The 23,351-nt window shown below is 63.6% G+C and carries 15 protein-coding genes; 4 read left to right on the top strand and 11 right to left on the bottom strand.

Annotated elements, in window-relative coordinates; genetic code table 11:
- Positions 1 to 24 precede the first annotated feature (24 nt).
- From AC3CBN_RS06750 to AC3CBN_RS06710, 9 genes are all read right to left on the bottom strand, one after another.
- Positions 25 to 3,003 (bottom strand): EAL domain-containing protein, encoded by a 2,979-nt coding sequence (locus AC3CBN_RS06750; RefSeq protein ID WP_488636041.1) that lies wholly within the window; start codon positions 3,001 to 3,003, stop codon positions 25 to 27.
- 158 nt (positions 3,004 to 3,161) lie between these two features.
- Positions 3,162 to 4,250: a TraB/GumN family protein gene (locus AC3CBN_RS06745; RefSeq protein ID WP_488636040.1), complete on the bottom strand. Its 1,089-nt coding sequence runs from the start codon at positions 4,248 to 4,250 to the stop codon at positions 3,162 to 3,164.
- Between the two features lie 76 nt (positions 4,251 to 4,326).
- Complete coding sequence (gene chrA / locus AC3CBN_RS06740) at positions 4,327 to 5,547, bottom strand: chromate efflux transporter (RefSeq protein WP_488636039.1); 1,221 nt, start codon at positions 5,545 to 5,547, stop codon at positions 4,327 to 4,329.
- A 98-nt stretch (positions 5,548 to 5,645) separates the two neighbouring features.
- On the bottom strand, positions 5,646 to 7,874 hold the full coding sequence (locus AC3CBN_RS06735) for an NADP-dependent isocitrate dehydrogenase (protein WP_488636676.1): 2,229 nt from the start codon (positions 7,872 to 7,874) through the stop codon (positions 5,646 to 5,648).
- A 429-nt stretch (positions 7,875 to 8,303) separates the two neighbouring features.
- A complete protein-coding gene (locus tag AC3CBN_RS06730) occupies positions 8,304 to 8,777 on the bottom strand; it encodes a hypothetical protein (RefSeq protein WP_488636038.1) in 474 nt (157 codons plus the stop codon).
- Positions 8,778 to 8,790: 13 nt separating this feature from the next.
- Complete coding sequence (locus tag AC3CBN_RS06725) at positions 8,791 to 9,087, bottom strand: LysM peptidoglycan-binding domain-containing protein (RefSeq protein WP_488636037.1); 297 nt, start codon at positions 9,085 to 9,087, stop codon at positions 8,791 to 8,793.
- A gap of 78 nt (positions 9,088 to 9,165) precedes the next feature.
- Positions 9,166 to 12,285, bottom strand: coding sequence for an efflux RND transporter permease subunit (locus tag AC3CBN_RS06720; protein ID WP_488636036.1), 3,120 nt, complete (start codon positions 12,283 to 12,285; stop codon positions 9,166 to 9,168).
- A 264-nt stretch (positions 12,286 to 12,549) separates the two neighbouring features.
- Positions 12,550 to 15,786 carry an efflux RND transporter permease subunit gene (locus AC3CBN_RS06715; RefSeq protein WP_488636675.1) on the bottom strand — a complete coding sequence of 1,079 codons (3,237 nt, stop codon included), beginning with the start codon at positions 15,784 to 15,786 and terminating at the stop codon, positions 12,550 to 12,552.
- Between the two features lie 187 nt (positions 15,787 to 15,973).
- Positions 15,974 to 17,230 (bottom strand): efflux RND transporter periplasmic adaptor subunit, encoded by a 1,257-nt coding sequence (locus AC3CBN_RS06710; protein ID WP_488636035.1) that lies wholly within the window; start codon positions 17,228 to 17,230, stop codon positions 15,974 to 15,976.
- Positions 17,231 to 17,572: 342 nt separating this feature from the next.
- Here AC3CBN_RS06710 and AC3CBN_RS06705 point away from each other — a divergent pair, with 342 nt between their 5' ends.
- Positions 17,573 to 18,094 carry a c-type cytochrome gene (locus tag AC3CBN_RS06705; RefSeq protein WP_488636674.1) on the top strand — a complete coding sequence of 174 codons (522 nt, stop codon included), beginning with the start codon at positions 17,573 to 17,575 and terminating at the stop codon, positions 18,092 to 18,094.
- Positions 18,095 to 18,281: 187 nt separating this feature from the next.
- Here AC3CBN_RS06705 and AC3CBN_RS06700 read toward each other — a convergent pair whose 3' ends face one another.
- The gene (locus AC3CBN_RS06700; protein ID WP_488636034.1) at positions 18,282 to 18,893 is read right to left on the bottom strand and encodes an acyl carrier protein phosphodiesterase; all 612 of its coding nucleotides are present in this window, start codon (positions 18,891 to 18,893) and stop codon (positions 18,282 to 18,284) included.
- 57 nt (positions 18,894 to 18,950) lie between these two features.
- On the opposite strand from AC3CBN_RS06700, the gene AC3CBN_RS06695 reads away from it, so the two are divergent.
- The 3 genes from AC3CBN_RS06695 to AC3CBN_RS06685 all read left to right on the top strand — a co-directional run bounded on the left by AC3CBN_RS06695 (position 18,951) and on the right by AC3CBN_RS06685 (position 21,420).
- Positions 18,951 to 19,640 carry an alpha/beta hydrolase gene (locus tag AC3CBN_RS06695; RefSeq protein WP_488636033.1) on the top strand — a complete coding sequence of 230 codons (690 nt, stop codon included), beginning with the start codon at positions 18,951 to 18,953 and terminating at the stop codon, positions 19,638 to 19,640.
- Between the two features lie 72 nt (positions 19,641 to 19,712).
- Complete coding sequence (zapE, locus tag AC3CBN_RS06690; protein WP_488636032.1) at positions 19,713 to 20,831, top strand: cell division protein ZapE; 1,119 nt, start codon at positions 19,713 to 19,715, stop codon at positions 20,829 to 20,831.
- Between the two features lie 211 nt (positions 20,832 to 21,042).
- On the top strand, positions 21,043 to 21,420 hold the full coding sequence (locus AC3CBN_RS06685; protein ID WP_488636031.1) for a peptidase C13: 378 nt from the start codon (positions 21,043 to 21,045) through the stop codon (positions 21,418 to 21,420).
- 191 nt (positions 21,421 to 21,611) lie between these two features.
- Here AC3CBN_RS06685 and AC3CBN_RS06680 read toward each other — a convergent pair whose 3' ends face one another.
- Entirely contained in the window at positions 21,612 to 23,291 is a 1,680-nt protein-coding gene (locus AC3CBN_RS06680) for an AMP-binding protein (protein ID WP_488636030.1), read from the bottom strand.
- Between the last annotated feature and the right edge of the window lie 60 nt (positions 23,292 to 23,351).

Here is a 23,351-nt window from a genome sequence, read left to right as displayed (position 1 = left end):
TGGGCGCGCGCTGCAACACGCTGGTCAGCGATCGGGTGATGGCTTGTCGGCAGTCCGCCCCTGCCATGCCTTGCCCTGGCTCGGTTCCAGCCAGTAACTGATGGGTGCGGGCTCTCCCAGCAGGTAGCCCTGCCCCATCTCGCAACCCATGCCCAGCAGCGCGTTGCGTTGGGCCTGCATCTCGATGCCTTCGGCGATCACCTGGATGTTCAGCGCACGGGCGAGCGCGAGAATGGCCTCCACCACCGTCGTGCTGTTGCTGTTGGCCTTGTCCAGCTCCTGCACGAACGAACGATCGATCTTCAGCAGGCGCAGCGGCAGCGAGTGCACGTAACTGAGTGACGAGTAGCCGGTGCCAAAGTCATCCAGCGCTGCACCCACGCCCACCGCGCGCAGGCGGTCGAGAATGCCGCGAACGGATTCGGGATTGTCCAGCAATGCGCCTTCGGTGACTTCCACCACCAGGCGCGATGCCCTCAATCCGCAACGGTGAAGCATCTCCACGATGCGCACGTCGAAGTCGCCGTGACGAAGATGAAGCGCTGAGACGTTCAACGTCATGAAGGAGTCGCCCTGGCCGCGCTGAGCCAGTGCATCGCAGGCCGATTCGAACAGGTACCAGTCGATGGCCTCGATCAGGCCACTGTCCTCAGCCACCTTCAGGAAATCCGCAGGCTTGAGCACGCCACGCTGCGGGTGATTCCAGCGAATCAGCGCCTCGTAACCCACCACGGCGTTGTTGCGCAGGTGCATGATGGGCTGGAAGTACGGCTCGAATTCGCCGCGCTGTAGCGCCTTGCGCAGCTCGCTCTCCATCGCCAGCACGTCGATGACGTCTCGCGCCAGCGTCTCATCGAACACGGCGTAGCGTTTTCGCCCGAGCTGCTTGGCCTGATACAGCGCCACATCGGCATCGCGCAGCAGTTCGTCTGCATCGAGATAGCTGGCGTCACCGATGGCGATGCCCACGCTGACCGATGGCTCCAGTTCCTTGCCGCCAATGCGCAACGGCGCGGCAATGATCTGCAACATGCGATTGGCGACATGCGTGGCCGTCGACACGGCCTCGACATGTTCCAGCAGGATGGCAAATTCGTCCCCAGACAAACGCGCCACGACCGCCGGCACGCCGACGTGTTCGCGCAATCGAGTCCCAACGGCACGGAGAAATTCATCGCCGGCCAGATGCCCCAGGCTGTCGTTGATCACCTTGAAGCGATCGACGTCCAGGTACAGCAGCGCACACCGACGATGGGGCTCGCGCTGCATCAGCTCCAGCACGCGGTCGAGGCGATCGCGCAGGTAGCCACGGTTGGGCAGGCCGGTGAGCGGATCGTGCATGACCTGGTGGCGCAGTTGCTGCTGCACCTGTTCACGCCGTGCGATCTCGGCGCGCAGCTCGCCCGTGCGCTCCTCCACACGATGTTCCAGCCGCACGTTGGCCTGATGCAGCGCCGTGGCGGAACGACGGCGGTAGATGCTGTTGGCGATCTGCAGTGCAGCGAACCCCAGCAGCTCCTGGTCGGACGGCCCATAGCTGACGTTGCCGTCATAGCTCTGGACCACCACCAGACCGATGACCTGCTCGTCCACCCGCAGTGGCACACCGAGCCAGCATGACGCCGGCCTTCCGATATGGAGCGGCACCACTTCGCCCGACTCGGTCAGCGCCGCGATGTCCGCCCGTGCGCCCAGCCAGGGGCGCCCGCGACGCAACACGAACTCGCTCAAGCCCCGACGCAGCGGGCGACTCATGGCTAGGCGCACGCCGGCATCAAAATAATAGGGAAACTCCAGTTGTTCGCCATCGCTGCTGAGCAGGGCGATAAAGAAGTTCTCGGCATCCAGCAGGCGGTCAACCACCTCGTGCACGCGCTCGTAGAACGTGTTTTCGTCGATGTCCGCCGTGGCCAGCTGCGCCAGCTGGAACAATGCCTCCTGCAGGTGCTCGGCTCGCTGCCGCTCAAGCACTTCCTGCTGCAAGCCCTTGTTCACCTCGGCCAGTTCCTGCGTGCGCTCGTGCACGCGCCGCTCCAGCTGTTCCTTGCTCTCGCGCCGCTCCAGAGCGGTAAGGATGTGGCTGCCGACGAATTCCAGCAGCGACATGTCTTCGTGCGTATAGACGATGCCGTTGCCGTAGCTCTGGACCACCAGCGCGCCGTATACCTCGCCGTCCCGATGCATGGGCACGCCGAGCCAGTCGTCACTATCCGGGCCTGACAGGATGAGTGGACCATTCACCTGTTCGAGCAGCTGATCACCGCTGCCCATCAGCGGCTTACCCTGGGTCAGCAGATACCACGTGAGCGTATGGCGCCGCTCCTCCAGCGAGCTTTCACGGCTCGTGTCAGGACTGTGCTCGTCCTGGGTGTCGGCATAGTAGAGAAAGCGCAGAATATCGCGCTCGCGCGAATACCTGACAATGAAGAAATTCTCCGCGTACATCAGCCGGCAGACGATCTCGTGGAAGCCGCGGAGCATGTCCGGCATGTCCAGGTCCGAACCGGCCAGATCGGAAATGGCGAACAGCGCGCTCTGCAGGTTCTCCGAATGCGCCAACTGGCTGTGGGAGTTCTGCAGGTCGGCCAACCGCATGGCATTGCGCAGCTGGGTGACGGCTAGTTGCAGGTGCGGGTCAGCCAACATGGCCGAGACGTCGGCGCCCTTGACCGGCGTCCACAAAAGCACCACCCGCTCCTTCTCCAACAGACGTGATGCACATTGCTGCCCGTTCACCGAGGCCTCGATGCCGCCTGACATCAGGGCCGCACGGGCAAGCGATAGCGCTTCGGGATCGGGCGCCATGGCCGCCGTGCTGTCTGCAACGTCCAGCTCGTCATCAAACCAAAGCGCGATGGCGCGCGTACCAGGCGCATGCACTTCGACCGCCTCGACCAGCAACCGGCCCACGTCGAGCGGCACCGTCGCCTCGATCAGACGAGCCAACCATGCCGCCCGGGATTCCCCGGTGTGGTTCATCAGCTTGAGCGGCAGGCGGATCATGGCGACGACATTGCTACAGACCCTGATGGGATCCTGTCAATGTCGGGTGTAACCATGTGGCGAAACGGGATACCCATGTTCTGGGTATCGGCCCCCGCAGGGGGGGCTTTAAAGCCTGGGACGTCCCACGGCCGTCAGTCGTGGCTGGGCCGGACCCGTCATGGCTGGGCCGGCTGGGCGACAGTATCGCCAACGTCGCTGCCGTCTGGCGCTTCCACCTGATAGCCCCTGGCCTTCAGTCGGGCGATCAAACCGTGAGGCGACAGCACTTCTTCCATCGGCAGCATGGCGAATGTCTGTGCATTGGCGCTCAACGCCTGCACGGCGGCATCCAGCCACATCGCCTGCGCCTTCTGCTGCACGTCGCTGAAGCCCAGTTGCTTGGCAAACCCGGCTTCAGTCACGGCGGAAATGCAGGCCTCGCGCTGGTCGTTCATCGGCAGGCTGCGCAGCATGTCGATATCGCCGGTGGCCCAGGCATTCGCACGCTCGGTGATACGGCCCATGTCGCGCTCGACAGTGTCCAGCGTGCGGCCGAAGCACTCGCGATCATCCATCGGCGAAGACTTGAAGGTCTTCACCGCATTGCGCGGCTCCTCTACCAGCATGGTGTAGCGCGCTGTGGTGAACTTCACGTTGTGCTTCTTGGCCAGGCTACGCACCGCATCCTTCACGCCTCCCGAAGTCGTGAGGCCGTGGCGTTTGATCGCCTTGTCGTAGAGCTCCACCGCCGCGAAGATCGGGCGCCACCCTTCCACGCTGCGGTCATTGCCCAGGTACTGCTGCTTGAGCGTCAGCCAGCGCGCATAGTCCGGGGCTGGCACGAGCTGCTGCAGCGTCTGGCCGTCCGGATTCTTGCGGGCGCCCACCAGCGAGGGAAGCAGGAACAGCTTGCCGAAGAAGTTCGTCTTGGGCTTGAGCGCGATCGAGGGCGGACCCAGCACTTCCTGCGAACTGGCAATGGCCTGCTCCACGTCGTCGGTCTTCCATTCGATGCGATCGGGCAGTGGCGACAAGGTGCCCAGCACCAGCATCACGTGATCGCCCTTGCTTACTCGCCAAAGGCCCGGACCCGGCTGTATGCCGCTGACCGTCACGGCCTCGAGATTGGTGACCTGCCCGGGAGCCGTGGCGGCCGGAGCGGGCGCGTTCTGCGCGAACACAGCTGTCGATGCGAGCACAAGCAGGCCCATGACCATCGCCAGACGCAGGCGACGCGGCGGATGCAGGATGGCGGTCGGATTCATCACGTCGTTTTCCTTGCAGTGACCGCGTTGTGACCGCCTGCGTACCAGCACGGTTCCATACGCGGCATTCCTTTGTTCAGTGAGCAAGCCATGCGCCAGCACTGGTCGCTACCACGCACCACAACACCGCCACCCAGGCCGGCTGTCGAGCCACGACCAGCATGATGAAGCCACATGCGGCGATCAGGATATCCGCGGGATTGCGTACGGTCCCTGTCCACACGGGATTGTAGAACGCAGCGGCCAGGAGCCCGACAACCGCCGCATTGATCGACGCCACCACGCGCATGGCACCGACGCGAGCGGACAGCCGCTGCCAGAATGGCAGCACGCCGCTCAACAAAAGGAAGCCCGGCAGAAATATCGCGACGAGTGCGACCAGCGCACCCGCGATGCCGCCCTGTCCACCTGACATCTGGCTGCCAAGATACGCGGCGAGTGAAAACATCGGCCCCGGCATCGCCTGCGCGGCGCCATAGCCCGCAAGAAAGCTGCCCTCATCCACCCAGCCCGGCACGACCAGCGCCTGTCGCAGCCACGGCAACACCACATGACCGCCACCGAACACCAACGCTCCCGCGCGATAGAACGCGGCGCCGGTTTGCACCCACAAGCTGCCGTGCGTGGTGATGGTGAACGCAAGCACGAGCAACACGGTGTATGACCCCAACAGCATGATGGCGACGCGACGTCCATAGCCCGGCGCGGGCGCCCGGTCGTGATGCGCTGTGACATGACGGCACAACCACGGTGCCAGCAATGCGGCCAGCACGATCACCAGCCATTGCATCCCTGCCTGCGGCTGCCAAAGCACGATCGCGGCTGCGCCGATCGCCAGTGCACGTCGCGGCCAGTCGGGTGCCAGCGAGCGCCACATACCGAATACGCCCTGCGCCACCACAACCACCGCCACCAGTTTCAGCCCGTGCAACAACGACTCGCCCCATGGGCCGTGCAGATACGGTGCCCACCAGGCGAATGCCAGCATCAGCAACGCGGAAGGCAAAGTGAAGCCAATGAATGCGGCGAGAGCACCGCGCCAGCCTGCACGCAAAAGGCCGATGGCAAAACCCAGCTGACTGCTCGCCGGCCCTGGCAGGAACTGGCACAGGGCCAGCAGCTGCGAGAAACGCGCATCGTCCAGCCAGCGGCGCTGCTCGACAAACGCCTGCCTGAAGTACCCCAGATGCGCGATCGGACCGCCAAACGAACGCAGGCCCAGACGCAGGAATGCCACGAACACTTCGGCGGGTGAGCCGTCTGGATCGGTGGCGGTGCGAACTGTCGGTGCGCTCATTGGCGCGAGCCTAGCGCAGGATGTTGACCGTCGCGCATCGCTTCAACGAAAGAAGGCCGCTTGCGCGGCCTTCTTTCCACACTCGATGCAGACAACTATCAGCCCAATGTCGCCAGCGCGGTGTTGAAGGTGGCGCTCGGGCGCATCGCCTTGCTCACCAGCTCCAGGTTCGGGTGGTAGTAGCCCTTGATGTCCACCGCCTTGCCCTGTGCACCATTCAACTCGCCGACGATCTTCGCTTCGTTGTCGGTGAGCGCCTTGGCCAGCGGCGCAAATTTCGCCTTCAGCTTGGCGTCGTCGTTCTGCTCGGCCAGCGCCTGCGCCCAGTACATCGTCAGGTAAAAGTGGCTGCCGCGATTGTCCAGCTCACCGACCTTGCGTGCCGGCGACTTGTTGTTGTCGAGGAACTTGCCGGTGGCCTGGTCCAGCGTCTTGGCGAGCACACGGGCATCGGCGTTGTCGTAGCGGTTGGCCAAATGTTCCAGCGAGGCGGCCAGCGCGAGGAACTCACCCAGCGAATCCCAACGCAGGCAATCCTCTTCAAGGAACTGCTGCACATGCTTGGGCGCGGAGCCACCCGCACCGGTCTCGAACAAGCCACCACCGGCCATCAGCGGCACAATGGAAAGCATCTTGGCGCTGGTGCCCAGCTCCATGATGGGGAACAGGTCAGTGAGGTAGTCGCGCAGCACGTTGCCGGTCACCGAGATGGTGTCCTGGCCCTTGCGGATGCGCTCCAGCGAGATCTTGGTGGCTTCCTCCGGCGACAGGATGCGGATGTCCAGGCCGGCGAGGTCGTGATCCTTCAGGTAACGCTCGACCTTCTTGATGATCTGCGTATCGTGCGCACGCTGCGGGTCGAGCCAGAACACGGCGGGCGTGTTGGAGAGACGCGCACGCGTCACGGCGAGCTTCACCCAGTCCTGGATCGGCGCGTCCTTCGTCTGGCACATGCGCCAGATGTCGCCGGTTTCCACGTTCTGCTCCAGCAGCACGTTGCCGGCTTCATCGGTGACCTTCACCACGCCGTCGCCGGCGATCTTGAAGGTCTTGTCGTGCGAACCGTATTCCTCGGCCGCCTGCGCCATCAGGCCCACGTTGGGCACGCTGCCCATGGTGGCCGGATCGAACGCGCCATGCGCCTTGCAGTCGTCGATCACCACCTGGTACACGCCGGCATAGCTGCGATCGGGGATCACCGCCTTGGTGTCCTGCAGCTTGCCTTCGGTGTTCCACATCTTTCCGGAGTCGCGAATCATCGCCGGCATCGACGCATCGACGATGACGTCGCTGGGCACATGCAGGTTGGTGATGCCCTTGTCGGAATTGACCATGGCCAGCGCCGGGCGCTTGGCATACTCGGCCGTGATGTCTGCCAGGATCGCGTCCTGCTTGTCCTTGGGCAGCGAACCGATGCGAGCGTACAGGTCGCCGATGCCATTGTTCGGCTCAAAGCCGATGCCCTTGAGCGTATCGGCGTGCTTGGTCAGCACATCCTTGTAGAACTCATTGACCACCACGCCGAACATGATGGGGTCGGACACCTTCATCATGGTGGCCTTCAGGTGCAGCGAGAACAGCACGCCTTGGCTTTTCGCGTCTTCAACCTGCGCGTCGATGAAGCTGGCCAGTGCCTTCTTGCTCATCACCGCGGCGTCGATGATTTCGCCATCCTTCAGCGTGGTCTTCTCCTTCAGCACAACACTGCTGCCGTCCTTGCCGAACCACTCGATCTTCACAGCGCCGGCCTTCGACACGACCGTCGATTTCTCGCTGCCATAGAAATCACCGCCATCCATGTGCGCCACGTGGGTCTTCGAATCCTTGCTCCACGCGCCCATCTTGTGCGGATGCTTGCGTGCGTAGTTCTTCACGGAGAGCGGTGCGCGACGATCGGAATTGCCTTCTCGCAGCACCGGATTCACCGCGCTGCCCTTGACCTTGTCGTAGCGCGCCTTGACGTTCCACTCGCTGACGTCCTTGGGATCTTCCGGATAATCCGGCAGCGCGTAACCCTGCCCCTGCAGCTCCTTGATCGCGCTTTTAAGCTGCGGCATCGAGGCGCTGATGTTGGGCAGCTTGATGATGTTGGCTTCCGGCGTGGTGGCCAGCTGGCCCAGCTCGGTGAGGTCGTCGGCGATCTTCTGGTTGTCCGGGAGGATGTCCGGGAACTGCGCGATGATGCGGCCGGCCAGCGAGATGTCACGGGTTTCCACGGCAATGCCGGCAGTGCCGGTGAAGGCCTGGACGATCGGCAGCAGCGACGCGGTGGCGAGGTACGGCGCTTCGTCCGTGAGCGTGTAGATGATCTTCGGCGTGTTGGACATGGTCTGCATGGGCCTCTATTGCAACAGCAAATCGGGAAAGGTAAGCACCGCACCCTTGGCTGGCCCGGAATCACGCAGCGCACACACGTTAGCGGCGCGCGCGGATTGTCCTGAGTCGACCATCGAAAAGGCGACGGGAATCCACAAAAGCTTCCCATTGTCGCGTTTTCATTGAGCAGGGGAAAGCGCGGACCCGTCGGTGGGTCTGGCTTTCAACGTCCCGCGAGACATTCGTCCGCGCAGGTCAAACCTAGGTTGGGGCGGCCCTGCGAACCTCAACACCTCGTGCACCTGAGCCACGTACGACGACGTATGGACCGTACCAACAGTGCGCGCAGGATCAGGCAATCGCCACCGCGACATGGCGCATCCATCCATGAAAAAGGGCGCGGCATAACCGCGCCCTTTCGCCCGCTCGCGCAAATAGCCTTACTTCACCGAAAAGTCCTTGCTACCCGCGGACTGGCCATTCAACGAGATCTCGACCTTGTAGCCGCCCACCGGCCAGCCGCTTGGCTTGCTGATGTGGAACTCCGTGGTGGCCGGGCCCGTTGCGTGAATCGTCTTGCTGTCCTCCTTGACGGTCTGCCCGTCCTGATAAGTCCATTTCACGCCGAACGCGGCATCGCCCGTGCCCGTCGTGGATATGGACGCGTAGATGGTGTCGCTTGGTGCGAAGGTGGTCGTTGCCGCACTCATCTTCTCTCCGGCGTCGACGGCAGTGCCAATATCCACAGATGCCACGGCGACGGGAGCGGCTGCAGCGGGAGCCGGCGCCTGCTCGGCTGCAGGCGTCGCAGCTGGTGCGGCGGGCGTGGCCTCTTCCTTCTTGCCGCACGCACTCAGCGCGAGTACGGCAACAAGCGATACGGTGAATACCAGGGCTTTGCGATGGATTTTCATGCGTATCTCCTGCTCACGATTTGGCGGGAATTTTGAGTACCTGGCCGGGCTTGATCCGGTCCGGGTCGCTCAATTGATCGGTGTTGGCATCAAAAATCTGCTTCCACGCGTTGGCGTTGCCGTAGAAATGCTTGGCGATTTTCGACAGGTTGTCGCCCGACACAACGGTATAGGTCTGTACGGGATCCGCCGTCGAACTTGATCCGGATTGCACGTCGCTGAAATCGGCCTTGGCCGGTGCATCAGGCGCCGTTGAACTGGAGCCGCTCTTTACGTCCGAGAAATCCGGTTTGTCGGTCTCATTGCCCATTGAACACTCCTCCGTCCCAAAGGGATGGTCAGTGTTACCGCCGGGACAGTTAACGACCTGTGATTGCGACGAAGGCGATCAGACCTGTCGCGCCAATGCGCCCCGGGCCTGGCGACGCACACGCCAGGCATGAAAACGGTCGGCCAGGCACGAGAAGATCACGTACAGCGCTGGCGTGCTGAGCAGGGTGAGGCTCTGCGAGATGATCAGGCCGCCGATCAGTGCGATACCGAGCGGACGACGCAGGTCGGAACCTTCGCCCAGACCCACCGCAATCGGCACTGCCGCGAGGATAGCCACCATCGTGGTCATCATGATCGGGCGGAAGCGCACCATGCTCGCCTCATAGGCCGCTTCCATCGCACTGAGGCCGTGTTCGCGCCGCGACACCAGCGCGAAGTCGATCATCATGATCGCGTTTTTCTTCACGATACCGATCAACAACACCAGCGCGATCTGCGCGATCACCGAAAGCTCGGTATCGGTGATCCACAGTGCCATCAATGCGCCCACGCCCGCCGCTGGCAGGGTGGACAGGATCGTGACCGGATGGATCAGGCTCTCGTAGAGCATGCCCAGCACGATGTAGACCGTGACGACAGCACCCAGCAGCAACCACAGCATGCCGCTCTGCGACTGCTGGAAGCGCCGGAAGTCACCGCCGATGTTGATGCGTATGTCACCGGGCAGGCGCATCTGCGAACCGGTCTGCTGGATGATCTGCAACGCCTCGCCCATGCTCACGCCCGGCGCGAGGTTGAAGCTGATGCTCATCGTCGTGTACTGGTTTTCGTGCGTAATCTGGGTGGGCGCCAGGCCGGGCTGCTGGCGCGCAAACGCAGTGAGCGGCACCATCGCACCACTGTTGCTGGCCACATAGACCGCGTTGATCGAAGCAGGCGTGGCGGTCTGGTTCGGCAGCGCGTTGACCACGACCTTGTACTGGTTGAGGTCGGAGTAGATGGTGCTGATCTGGCGCTGACCGAACGCGTTGTACAACGCACCGTCAATGGTGCCGATGCCCACACCCAGTCGCGCGGCCTTGTCGCGGTCGATCACGATGTTTTGCTGCAACCCGGCGTCGTCAATGTCGCTGCCCACGTCCTTGAGCTTGGGATTCTTCTTCAGCTCGGTCACCAGCTTGGGCAGCCACAGCTGGAGCTCGTCGGGGTTGTCACCCTGCAACGACACCTGGTACTGCGCACCCTGACTGGAACCACCGCCGCCGAAGCTCGGCAGATCCTGGATCGGGCGAAGACGCACGTTGAGATCGGGGTAACGTGAGGCCTTGGCGCTCAGTCGCGCCAGCACGGTGAAGGTGTCGTCCTTGCGGCCCTGCGCATGCGTCTTCAGTTCGATATCGAACGTGCCCGACGCACCCTGGCGACTACTGCCCAGGCGCGAACCCACGCGAATCACGTCGTGATCCTTCAGCAGCATGTCGATCAGTCGCTGCTGGCGTGCTCGCGCATCCTGGAACGAAACGGTAGCGCCGGAAGTGGCGCGACCGCGGATCAGGCCAGTGTCCTGCGCCGGGAACAGACCGGTCTTGACCATGCCAAACAGGAATATCGTCACCACGATCAGCGCAAGCGGCGTCAGCGAGAAAGCCAGTGCGTGCTTGAGCGAGAACCGCAACGCCTTTGAGTACAGGCCGAACAAGCCCGTCTGGAACGACTCCAATGCCCTGCCGATGCGAGTGGTCGGCTTGTCCTCGTCGTGGCCGCTGAGGAACTGGCCGCACAGCGAAGTGGTGAGCGTCAGCGACACCAGCGCCGAGACGATGATCGCCGCCACCAGGGTGATGGTGAATTCCTTGAAGAACAGTCCGGTGATGCCGCTCATGAACAGCAGCGGGATGAACACGGCCACCAGCGACGCGGTAATCGACACGATGGTGAAGCCGATCTCCTTCGCTCCCGCGAGCGCGGCCTCCATGCGCGTCATGCCCTGGTCGATGTGGCGCACGATGTTTTCGATCACCACGATCGCATCATCCACCACGAAGCCGATGGCGATCACCAGCGCCAGCAAGGTGAGGTTGTTGAGCGTGAAGCCGAGGATGTACATCACGATGGCGGCGCCAGCTAGCGACAGCGGCACCGCGGCGGTGGCGATCAGCGTGGGCGCGAGACGACGCAGGAACAGCGCCATCGTGAGCATCACCATCACCAGGCTGATCAGCAGCGTGGCCTGCACCTCGTGCAGCGAAGCGCGAATGGTCGGCGTGCCGTCGAAATACGGAGTGAGCGTAGTGCCCGGCTGCAGATAAGCCCGCAGCAACGGCACCGCAGCTTTCACGCGATCCACGGTGCCGATGATGTTGGCGGTGGACTGCCGGTAAACATACATCAGCACTGCCGGCTTACCCTGGAACCATGCCGCCTGGTACGCGTCCTGCGTGCCGTCGTAGACCTTGGCCACGTCAGAAAGACGAACCGGCACGCCATTGTTGGAAGCGATCACCAGGCTGGCGAAATCCGATGCCGAGTGCAGCGAATCATTCGCGGTCACCGACATGGTGGTCTTGCCGTTGGAGAGGAAGCCCTGCGGCGATGTCACGTTGGCGGCGGTCAGCGCATTGCGCAACTGGTCGGGCGACAAGCCCAGCGCATTGAGCTGGCGCAGATTCACGTCAACGCGAATGGCTGGCGTGGCGGCGCCAAGGATATCCACCTCCGACACGCCTTCGAGCTGGCGCAGGCGTTGCGCCAGCAGCGAGTCTGCTACGTCGTAGAGATCGCGCGCCGACTGCGTGTCGGACGTCAGTGCGAAAGCGATGATCGGGTCATCGTTGGGGTTGGCCTTCTGATAGCTCGGCGGCGCGTTGAGGCCACTGGGCAAGTCAGACTGCGCGGCGTTGATGGCTGCCTGCACATCGCGCGCGGCCGAATCCAGATTGCGCCCGGCCTGGAACATCAGAAACACCTGGGTGCTGCCCAGCGAACTGGACGAGCGCATGGTGTCGATGCCAGTCACCTGGCCCAGATGGCGCTCCAGCGGTGCGGCCACGGTAGTGGCCATGGTGCTGGCGCTCGCACCCGCCTGCTGGGCCTGCACGAAGATCACCGGGAACTGCAAGTTGGGCAGCGCAGCCACCCCCAGCAGCATGTAGCAGATCAGGCCCACCGCGAAGACACCCATCGCAAGCAGCGAGGTGCCGATCGGGCGGCGGATGAAGGGGCCGGAAATATTCATGCCGTCAGGGAACCAGAAGCGTTGCCCCGCAGGCAGGGGCTGTCAAAGAAGCAAAGCGCCGAGCCGTGGCGCACGCACGAAGAGACGTATATACCGCACATCGCCTGTTGAACGCATGACGATGGATTTGGTTGATGGCGCGGGGTGCGCTGCAACCGATGGCAGTGTGGTGGCTGGAAACGCCGAAAGGGGCACGCCCTGTTGGCCGCGCCCCTTTCGTGGTTTTACTGACGGCCCGATACGCATCGGGCCGTCGTGGTGACCTCACATCGCTCCCCGTGCCTGCGCACGGTTGAGTTCTCGCTGCTCGCGACGCTCACGCAGCCAGTCGGAGAAACGTTCCATGTAGAGGTAGATCACCGGCGTCGTGTACAGCGTCACCAGCTGCGACAGCAACAGGCCGCCCACGATGGAGACACCCAGCGGTCGACGCAGCTCTGCGCCGATGCCGTTGCCCAGCGCCAGCGGAAGTGCGCCGAGCATGGCGGCCGCGGTGGTCATCATGATCGGACGGAAGCGCAGCAGGCACGCACGGCGGATCGCCTCGTGCGGCTTCATGCCTTCGCGCTGCGCCTCGATCGCAAAGTCGATCATCATGATCGCGTTCTTCTTCACGATACCGATCAGCAACACGATGCCCACGATGCCATCCACCGACAGGCTCATGTTGCACAGGATCAGCGCAAGCAGCGCACCCACGCCGGCCGGAGGCAGCGTGGAAATGATCGTGAGCGGATGGATGTAGCTCTCGTACAACACACCCAGCACGATGTAGATGACCACGATCGAGGCGATCAGCAGCAGCACTTCGTTGGTCAGCGAGGTGGAGAACTCCGCTGCCTTGCCGATGAACTGACCGCGCACCTGCGGCGGGAAGTTGAGCTGCTGCTCCACTTCGTTGATCCCCTTCACCGCCTCGGACAGCGAGTATCCCGACGCCAGGTTGAACGAAATGGTCACGGCCGGCAGCTGCTGCTGATGGCTCACCACCAGCGGCGCATTGGTGATCTCGGCTGTCGCCAGCGATGCCAGCGGAATGGTGCCGCCCGCGCCGATGACCACGCCGGTGTTCGCTACGCCCAGACCGGTGCTGGTCGATGAGTTGCTCGACGCCACCTGACCGAAGCTGGTGGCATTGCTGCCGGTAAGCGCACCGCTGCCATTGCTCTTCACGGTGAGCTGGTTGAGCAGCGCCGTGCTGCTGCGGAACTGCGGCGCAACCTCCAGCACCACGCGGTACTGGTTGAGCTGGGTGAAGATAGTGGAGATCTGACGCTGGCCGAACGAGTCGTACAGCGTGTCGTCGATAGTCTGCACCGGCACACCCAGGCGACTCGCCTTCTCACGGTCGATGGTGAGCTTGAGCGACGTGCCCTGGTCGGCGAGATTGTTGTCCACGTCGGCCAGTTCGGGACGCTGGCGCAGCGCCTGGGTCATCTGGTTGGCGTAGCTGGACAGCTCGGCCGAATTCACGTCGGACATCGAGTACTGGTACTCGGTAGCCGACACCCGGCTATCGAGCGTCACGTCCTGCACCGGTTTCAGATACAGCGCCACACCCGGAATGTCGGCCGCTTCCTTCTGCAGTCGGGCCAGTACTTCGTCCAGGCTGTCGCGATCGCCGCGATCCTTCAGCACGATGCTGAGCTGGCCCTGGTTGAGCGTGGGGTTGATCGAGCCGGCGCCGATGAAGGCCGCCACGCCGGTCACTGCCTTGTCGCGACGCAGTGCTTCGGCCACCGCCTTGGTGCGCTGTTCCATCTGCGGGAAGGCAACGTTCTGGTCGGCCTGCACCACGCCGGTCACCAGGCCCGTGTCCTGCTCGGGCAGCAGACCCTTCGGGATCACGATGTACAGGAAGACCGTAAACACCACGGTGGCGCCTGCCACCAGGATGGTCAGGCGCTGGTGGGCCAGCACCCAATCGAGTGAACCTTCGTACAGGCCCACGAGACGCGACCACCAGGTGCGCTTGCCAGCCGCGTGATGGCGCTCGTGCGCATCGTCGCCCTCGGGCAGCGCATCGGGCTTGAGCAGGTAGGCGCACATCATCGGCGTCAGTGTCAGCGACACCAGCATCGAGATCGTGACCGCGATGGTCAGCACCCAGGCGAATTCGTGAAACAGGCGGCCAGTGACGCCCGGCATCAGCAGCAGCGGCAGGAACACCGCGACCAGTGACACGGTCAGCGACAGCACGGTGAAGCCGATTTCCTTCGCGCCAATCTCGGCCGCTTCCTTGCCGTCCTTGCCCTGCTCGATGTAGCGCACGATGTTCTCGATCATCACGATCGCATCGTCCACCACGAAGCCGGTAGCCACGGTCAGCGCCATCAGCGAGAGGTTGTCCAGCGACATGCCGGTGAAGGCCATCACGCCAAACGTGCCCATCAGCGACAGCGGCACTGCCACCGACGGAATCACCGTGGCCCACAGGCGGCGCAGGAACACGAAGATCACCGCCACCACCAGGCAGATGGTGAGGATCAGGGTGAACTGCACGTCCTCTACTGAGGCGCGGATGGTGATGGTGCGGTCGGCGAACACCTCAAGGTGCACATCGGCCGGCAACACCGCGCGCAACTGCGGAATGATGTTGCGGATCTGCTCCACCGTTTGCACGATGTTCGCGCCCGGCTGGCGACGGACGTCCAGCAGCACGGCAGGCTTGCCGTTGGCCCACGCGGCGAGCTGATCGTTCTCCACGCCATCGAGCACGGTGGCTACGTCGGACAGACGCACGGGCGCGTTGTTCCTGTACGCGATGATGGTGCTCTTGTATTCCGCCGCATTGGCCAGCTGGTCGTTGGTGCCGATGCTGTAGGACTGCGTGGCGCCATTGAGCGTGCCCTTGGGCGCGTTCACGTTGGCCTCGGTGAGCGCGCTGCGCACGTCTTCCATCGTCAAGCCGAGGTTGGCCAGCTGCGACGGATTCACCTGCACACGCACGGCGGGGCGCACGTTGCCGGCGATCGACACCAGGCCCACGCCCTGCACCTGCGAGAGCTTCTGCGCCAGGATCGAATCAGCGTAGTTGTTCACGTCGCGCAGCGGCAGGCTGTCGGACGTGAGCTTGAGCGTGAGAATGGGCGCGTCAGCCGGGTTCACGCGGTTGTACACCGGCGGATACGGCAGCGTGCTGGGCAGCGTGCCGCGCGCCTGATTGATGGCCGCCTGTACGTCCTGCGCCGCGATGTCGATGTCACGGTCCATCGCGAACTGCAGCACGATGGTGGACAAGCCCGCCGACGAGTCGGAGGTCATCATGGCCAGGCCGGAGATCTGGCCGAAGTTGCGCTCCAGCGGCGTGGTAACCAGCGAGGCCATGGTCGACGCGCTGGCACCCGGGTATTGCGTGGTGACCACCAGGCTGGGCGCGTCGATCTCAGGCAGCGCCGATACCGGCAGCTGGCGATAGCCGAGGATGCCGAGCAGCAGCACCGCCACCATCAGCAACGAGGTGGCGATCGGTCGACGAATAAAGAGTGTGGAGAAGCCCATCGGGAATGCCGTCACTTAAGGCTGATTGGAGAGGGCGCGCATCCGGCGCACCGCGCAGGCTCGAAGAGGTGGGTGGCGAGTCGCGTGGGCGAAGCCCCGGACTGGCCAGCGCGAGGCTGGCCATTCGGGGAAACGCCGGGTTTTCGCAACTCGCTACTCATCCCTCGTCCCTATGTCGTCATGTCGATCAGCCGCCGCGACGACGGCCACCGCCCTGCTGTGCCTGCTTCTTGGCCTTGTCCATCTCGGCCGTCGTCGGCGCGGCTGGCACTTCGCCCGGCTTGAGCGCCTTGACCTTGCTGCCCGGCTTCAGGCGGAACTGACCTTCGGTCACCACCTTGTCGTTGAGCGCCAGACCCGAACCGATCATCACGTGGCTGTCGCCCACTTCGCCGGCGACCTTCACCGGATTCATCTTGACCGTCTGGTCCTGCTGCACGAGGTACACGTAGTCGCCGTCAGGACCGCGCTGCACCGCCTGCGCCGGAATCACCAGGCCGCCAGCCACCGTGCGTACCTTGAGGCGCACGTTGACGAACTGGCCCGGCCACAGATCGGCCTTGGTGTTCTGAAAGATCGAGCGCAGCTTGAAGGTACCGGTGGTGGTGTCGATCTGGTTGTCCACCACGTTGAGCTGGCCGTCATCGGCGATGGTGTGAGCATCGGCGCGATCCAGCGCCAGCACTTCCAGCGCATCGCCCACGCCAGCAGCCTTGCGCACTATTTCCAGGTTCTGCTCAGGCAGGTTGAAGGTGACGTAGATCGGATGGATCTGCGTGAGCGTCACCACCGCCGTGGTGGTGGTCACCACGTTGCCCGGGTCCACGTTGCGGATGCCGGCCACGCCGTCGATCGGCGAGATGATGTGGGTGTAATCCAGGTTCACCTTGGCCGAACGGACGCTGGCCCTGTCTGCGGCCACGGAAGCGATGAGGTTGGACACGTTGTTGCGGAAGGTGTCCATGTCCAGCTGGGCGACGTAACCCTTGGCGACCAGCGCCTCGTTGCGCTTGAGCGTGCTCTGCGCGGTGGAGAGCTGGGCTTCGTCCATCTGCTGCTTGGCCGCGGCCTGGTCATAGGCGGCCTGGAAGGTGCGCGGGTCGATCTGCGCCAGCAGGTCGCCCTTCTTCACTTCCTGGCCTTCCTTGAAATTGATGCTCAGCATCTGCCCGCTGACCTGCGGGTTGATGGTGACGGTATTGAGCGCCTGCACGGTGCCCAGCGCGGTCAGGTAGACCGGTACATCCTGCTTGACCACCAGCTCGGCGGTCACCGGCACGGGCGTGTCCTTGTCCTTGTCCTTGCCTTGTCCCTGATCACCGTTCTGACCGGCCTGCTGCCCAGCGCCACCCTCGGCACCCGGCTTGCGCAGCAGACGGAAGCCGACCGCTCCCACTACGATCACGGCCACGACGATCAGCGCGATCTTCCAAAAACGCGACATGAAAAACTCCCAGAGTAAAAGGCGGGCCACCCGACCCCACCGGCGCAGCTTGCGCACATGACTTGTACGTCGGATGAAAGGATAGGGTCAGTTCAACGGTAATGGACAATGCCAGTTGACATGGGTGCCCTATGACCGATGGCAGGGTTTTGCAAGCCTATCGCATCAAGATGACGAAAAATGCGCGAAATCTGCGCACTTGGCAACCGTGGAAGCGCCGTCCGAAGCGGCCTGAAACTTGCCGCGGGGTTCGACTATAATCCGACGCTTATTGCCTGAACCTGTGCCTAACCCGGCTGCAAGGCCGTCCATTAGAAATGGAGTAATTGCGTGAGTGGTTCCCTGACCAAATCCGACCAGAGCTTCATGCGCAGCTTTTCGCTGCTGATCGCGGGCCTGAGTGTGTTGACCCTGCTGCTGATCGGCGGCGCCTGGTTGATCTACGACCACGAGCCCAAGGAAATCAATCCGGAGACTCCCAAGCAGGTGGCCGAGCGCATTGCTCCGGCGGGCGCTGTCTACGCCGGCGACACCGGCCGCGCCGCCATGCAGGCCGCCCAGGAAGCCGCTACCAAGGCTGCCGCTTCGCAGGTCGCGTACGGTGGCAGCACCGACGGCAAGACCATCTACGACAACCTGTGCCACAGCTGCCACACCGCTGGCGTGGCCGGCGCGCCCAAGCTGGGTGACAAGAGCAACTGGGGCCCGCGCGTCGCCCAGGGCTTGGACACCCTGGTCAAGCATGCCATCGACGGCTACAAGGGTCCGGATGGCAACATGATGCCGGCCAAGGGCGGCAACCCGTCGCTGACCGACGAGCAGGTGAAGAACGCGGTGCACTGGATTGTGGATCAGGCCAAGTAAGGCCTGATCAAACGAGCTTTCGAGAAACGCCGCCCAAGGGCGGCGTTTTGCTTTTACTTCCTCTCCCCGCTGGGGAGAGGATTGAGGTGAGGGGCGGGTGCTCGCGGCAACCTTTCAAAAAACGCTCCGACTACACCCCACCGCAAGATTGCCCCCTCACCCCAGCCCTCTCTCCCACAGGGACTACCTACGGGTCGCCCGAAGGGGAGAGGGGGTTATTCGCTTCGATCCATTGCGCTGCGAACGACTGCAGCTGCGGATAGAACACCTCGAATCTCACTTGCAACGGACGCTCCAGCCCGATCAGCACCGGCATCGCCTCACCCACAGGATTGGCACGACTGAGCCGCTGCGAGATGCCGCTCAAAGCAGCCGCCAGCTCTTCGGGCCTGGCATATCCGCCGGGCAGCGCGTGGGCATCCATGTAGCGGCGAAAGCGCTGCAGACCCGGCGGCAACAGCGACTCGTGGCGGCTCAGCAATTCGCGCACGCTGGCGGAATAAGCCTCCAATCCCCGTTCACTCCAGCGGGGAAAGTCGCGCGCCAGCAGGTGATCGAACCACATGTCGAGCAAGATGCCGCCATAGCGACGGTACGGCGGCGGCAGCAGCGTGCGCGCGGCAACCACCTCAGGGTGACTGTCCGTATAAACGTCGATGGCGCGATGCAGGCGGATGCCCGCGATCAACCCTTCGGGCAGCGCCGGATCGGGCTGGCCATGCACGAAATCGCCCATCAGGCCGCCCAGCTTCAGCAGCTCGTCATCGCCGGCCAGCAGTGTGTGGGCCAGGTGATTCATGCACGCCTCCATGCCGGGTGCGACCGGTGGACACACGCGGCGGTTATCATCTTGGCCATGAATCCCGTCATGCTTCCCACCCAACCCGACCATTTTCCCGAGCAGGCCGCCAGCTTCGCGCTCCAGGGGCCTGCCGGCAAGCTTGAGGCGATCAGCGACGTGGCCGTGCCCGAAGAGGCACGACGAGGCACCGCGGTAATCTGCCATCCCCATCCGCTGCAGGGCGGCACCATGCACAACAAGGTGGTGACGATGGTGGAGCGTTCGCTGCGCGAATCGGGCCTGGATACCGTCCGTTTCAATTTTCGCGGCACCGGCGAATCCGAAGGCACTTACGACCACGGCAACGGTGAAGGCGATGATCTGGCTGCCGTAGTGTCCTGGGTGCGCCGCTTGCGTCCGGACGATGCGCTCTGGCTGGCCGGGTTCTCGTTCGGCAGCTATGTCTCGATCCGCAACGCAATGCGGTTGCATGCAGCCGCGCTGGTCAGCATCGCCCCGCCCGCCGGCCGCTGGCCGTTCGAAGGTTTCGAGATGCCCACCTGCCCGTGGCTGGTGGTGCAGGGCGAGGAAGACGAAGTGGTCGATCCGCAGGCGGTGTTCGACTGGATCGACGGCATGGCGAAGAAACCCGAGCTGGTGCGCATGCCCGAGACCAGCCATTTCTTTCATCGTCGCCTGATGGATTTGCGCGGCGTCATCAAGCACGCCGTGCAACCGTGGCTGCCGCCGCTGCGCCAGGACTGATGTCTCGTTCGTTTTACCTGTCCGTTTCGATGCCCCGCCGCAAGCGGGTCGTCCTGAGAGTCTGTCGTACCCATGAGTGACTTCCCCCTGCTTGCGCCCAGCGCGCGTTACCACGAAGGCGTTGCCGCGCACCGCTGGGAGGCCGACCCGGCCCAGCAGGCGCTGCTGCCCGAGTTCGATCGCATGCACGGCGAACTGATCGCCGCCACCGATAACGGCAGCGGCGGTCTGTTTGGACGTCTGAAATCGCTGCTCGGCAACGACGTCCGCGAAGGCGTGCAGGGGCTGTACCTGTGGGGCAGCGTCGGGCGTGGCAAAACCTTCCTGATGGATCTGTTCGTGGCCAGCCTGCCTTCCGGCATGGCGCTGCGCCGCCACTACCATCGCTTCATGGGCGAAGTGCACGAGCAGCTGCGCGCGCTGGGCGAGCGGCAGGATCCGCTGCTGCAGGTGGCCGCCGACCTCGCCGCGCGCTGCCGCGTGCTGTGCCTGGACGAATTCCTGGTCAATGACATCGGCGATGCGATGATCCTGGGCACGCTGCTGCAGTCTCTGTTCGAGCGCGGCGTGACGCTGGTGACCACATCGAACACGGCGCCGGCCAACCTCTACAAGGACGGCCTGCAACGCGCCCGCTTCCTGCCGGCCATCGCGCTGATCGAGAAGCACTGCCGCGTGGTGCAGATGATTTCCTCGCACGATTGGCGCCTGCGCGCGCTGACCCAGGCGCCGGTGTACCTCACGCCACCGAGCGCGGAGGCCGAGCGCGCATTGACGCGCATCTTCACCAGCCAGGCGGAGGGTGCCGTGCAGGAGGGTGGCGAGATCATCCTCAATGATCGCCGGGTGCCGGTGCGCAAACGCGCTGCGAACATCCTGTGGTTCGAATTTTCCGCGCTGTGCGAGGGTCCGCGCGCAGTGTCGGACTATATCGAGCTGGCCAAGGCCGGCCCGGCGGTGATCATCTCCAACGTACCGCAGTTCACCGTCTATACCGACGATGCCGCGCGCCGCTTCGTGCAGTTGGTGGATGAGTTCTACGATCGCCGCGTGAAGCTGGTGCTCTCCGCCGCGGCGCCGATCACTGAGCTTTATGACGGCGAGCGCTTGCGCGCCGAGTTCGGGCGCACCGAGTCGCGACTGATCGAGATGCAGAGCGAGGAATACCTGGCAAGCGAACACTTGCCCTGAAGCTGGGCTCTTGTAGGAGCGCACCCAGTGCGCGACCGTCCCGCGACGGTGCACCGGCAAGCAACCGCTTTGTACGAAACCTGCCACCGGCGCGCAAAGTTTCTGCGCTGCGGCAACCCACGACGCCGTGGTCGCGCACTGGGTGCGCTCCTACATGGGCAAGCATGCGTTGCGCTGGTAACGTGAGCCTTCCCGAAACATCGGAGCCGCCATGTCCATCCTGCTCGCCGTCGCACTGCAACTAAGCCCCGCCACCGGTGCCGACTTTCAAACGCGGGTGGCCCAGGCAAAGCTGGCCGAAGGCGCCGCCACCGGGCCGGCCTATCAGAAGCAGATGTGGGACCGCATCGGCAACCCGACCACGGACGCCTACAAGTCGTGTCTTGCCAGTAATGCACCGGCCGACAAATCACCGTTCACCTTGGTAGCCAACGTGCTCGCCGACGGACGGCTCGCACGCATCGACGTGCAACCGCAGACGGGAATCGCCAAGTGCATGGCCGGCCAGTTGGCCAGTTGGACACTGCCCGCACCGCCGGCGTCGCCCACGCCTTATCCGGTCGAGATCGATTTCAGCATCAAGAAGTAAGCTGCGTGACCGATTGATGCTGCGGAATCAGATGCAGAAAATCATGCGCCCGGCCTTCCATTTGTCTGAGTGCGACGTTCCTCGCCCCTGCAGTGCTTCCGCTGACGGAGACGCTAAGCCGTATCTCACAGTTGTGATCTCGCGACACGCATGACCACAGGATTCGACCCGGTGGCGCACGCGGTGCGCTGCTACAAAGATTTGGCTGCGAGCTCTTCCACCATGGCTTCACGCATCAGGTACTTCTGCACCTTGCCGGTAACCGTCATCGGAAACGCATCGACGAAGCGCACGTAGTGCGGCACCTTGAAGTACGCCAGATGGTGGCGACAGTAGCTCTGGATCTCCGCCTCGCTCGATTCGCACCCCTCGCGCAGGCGAACCCAGGCACACACCTGCTCGCCGAATTTTGAGTCCGGCACACCGAACACTTGCACGTCCAGCACCTTCGGATGGGTATAGAGGAATTCCTCAATCTCGCGCGGGTACACGTTTTCGCCACCGCGAATAACCATGTCCTTGAGACGACCGACGATGGTGCAGTAGCCATCGTCGTCGATCACGGCGAGGTCGCCCGTATGCATCCAGCGTGCCTCGTCGATGGCCTCCCGCGTGCGCGCCTCGTCTTCCCAGTAACCCAGCATCACCGAATAGCCGCGGGTGCACAGCTCGCCCGTCGTACCGCGCGGCACAGTGCGGCCGTGCTCATCCACGAGCTTCACTTCCACATGCGGATGGATAAGGCCCACGCTGTCCACGCGACGCTCCAGTGGATCATCGGGGGTGGACTGGAAACTCACGGGGCTGGTCTCGGTCATGCCGTAGGCGATGGTGACCTCGCTCATGTGCATCTCGCTCACCACGCGCCGCATCACCTCGATGGGACACGGCGAGCCCGCCATGATGCCGGTGCGAAGCGAGCTGAGATCGAAGCGATGAAACTCCGGATGCTCCAGCTCCGCAATGAACATGGTCGGCACACCGTGCAGGCCAGTGCAACGCTCTTCCTGCACGGTCTCCAGTGTGGACAACACATCGAAGCCTTCACCCGGAATGACCATGCAGGCGCCATGCGTGACGCAGGCAAGATTGCCCAGCACCATGCCGAAGCAGTGATAGAACGGCACGGGAATGCACAGCCGATCCTGCTCGGTAAGGCGCATCGCCTCGCCGATGAAATAGGCGTTGTTGATGATGTTGTGATGCGTGAGCGTGGCACCCTTGGGTGCGCCGGTGGTGCCTGAAGTGAACTGGATGTTCACCGGGTCATCGAAACCCAGCTCGCTCTCCACCCTATGCAGCTGCGCGATCGCCTGCGCGTCGCCACGCTCAATCAGCTCGCGCCAGAGACGCGTACCTGGCGCGGCTTCCTCATCGAGCAGGATCACTTCGCGCAGCGCCGGCAGCCGTTCGCACGCCAGTTCGCCCGGGATGCAGGTGGCCAGTTCCGGTGCCAGTGCACTCAGCATGTCAAGGTAATGCGAGGTCTTGAACCGGCGAGGCAGCACCAGCGCGCGACACTTCACCTTGTTGAGCGCGAATTCCAGCTCATGCAGGCGATAGGCCGGGTTGATGTTGACCAGGATCAGCCCCGCCTTGGGCGCCGCGAACTGCAACACCACCCATTCCGCGCGATTGGGCGCCCAGATACCGATGCGATCGCCGCGTTGCAGCCCCAGCGCCAGCAGCCCTGCCGCCGCACGTTCCACTTCCGCGTGAAATTCACGATAGGTCAGGCGCACATGCTGCGAGCGCGCCACCAGGGCGGGACGGTTCGGGTACGCGGCCGCGATGCGGTTGAGCAACGACCCCACGGTGTCGCCAAGCAACGGCTGTCGACTGACGCCCTGGACATAGCTCGCCGCCCGCATCGCATCACCCTCTCTGATCGGCGATCGAGCATAGCATTCACCCTGGCGACTCGTGCCGAT

This window comes from Dyella sp. OK584 (assembly GCF_057787755.1).
Note: the sequence above shows the minus strand (reverse complement) of the source record. Positions and strands in the feature narration are given on the sequence as shown.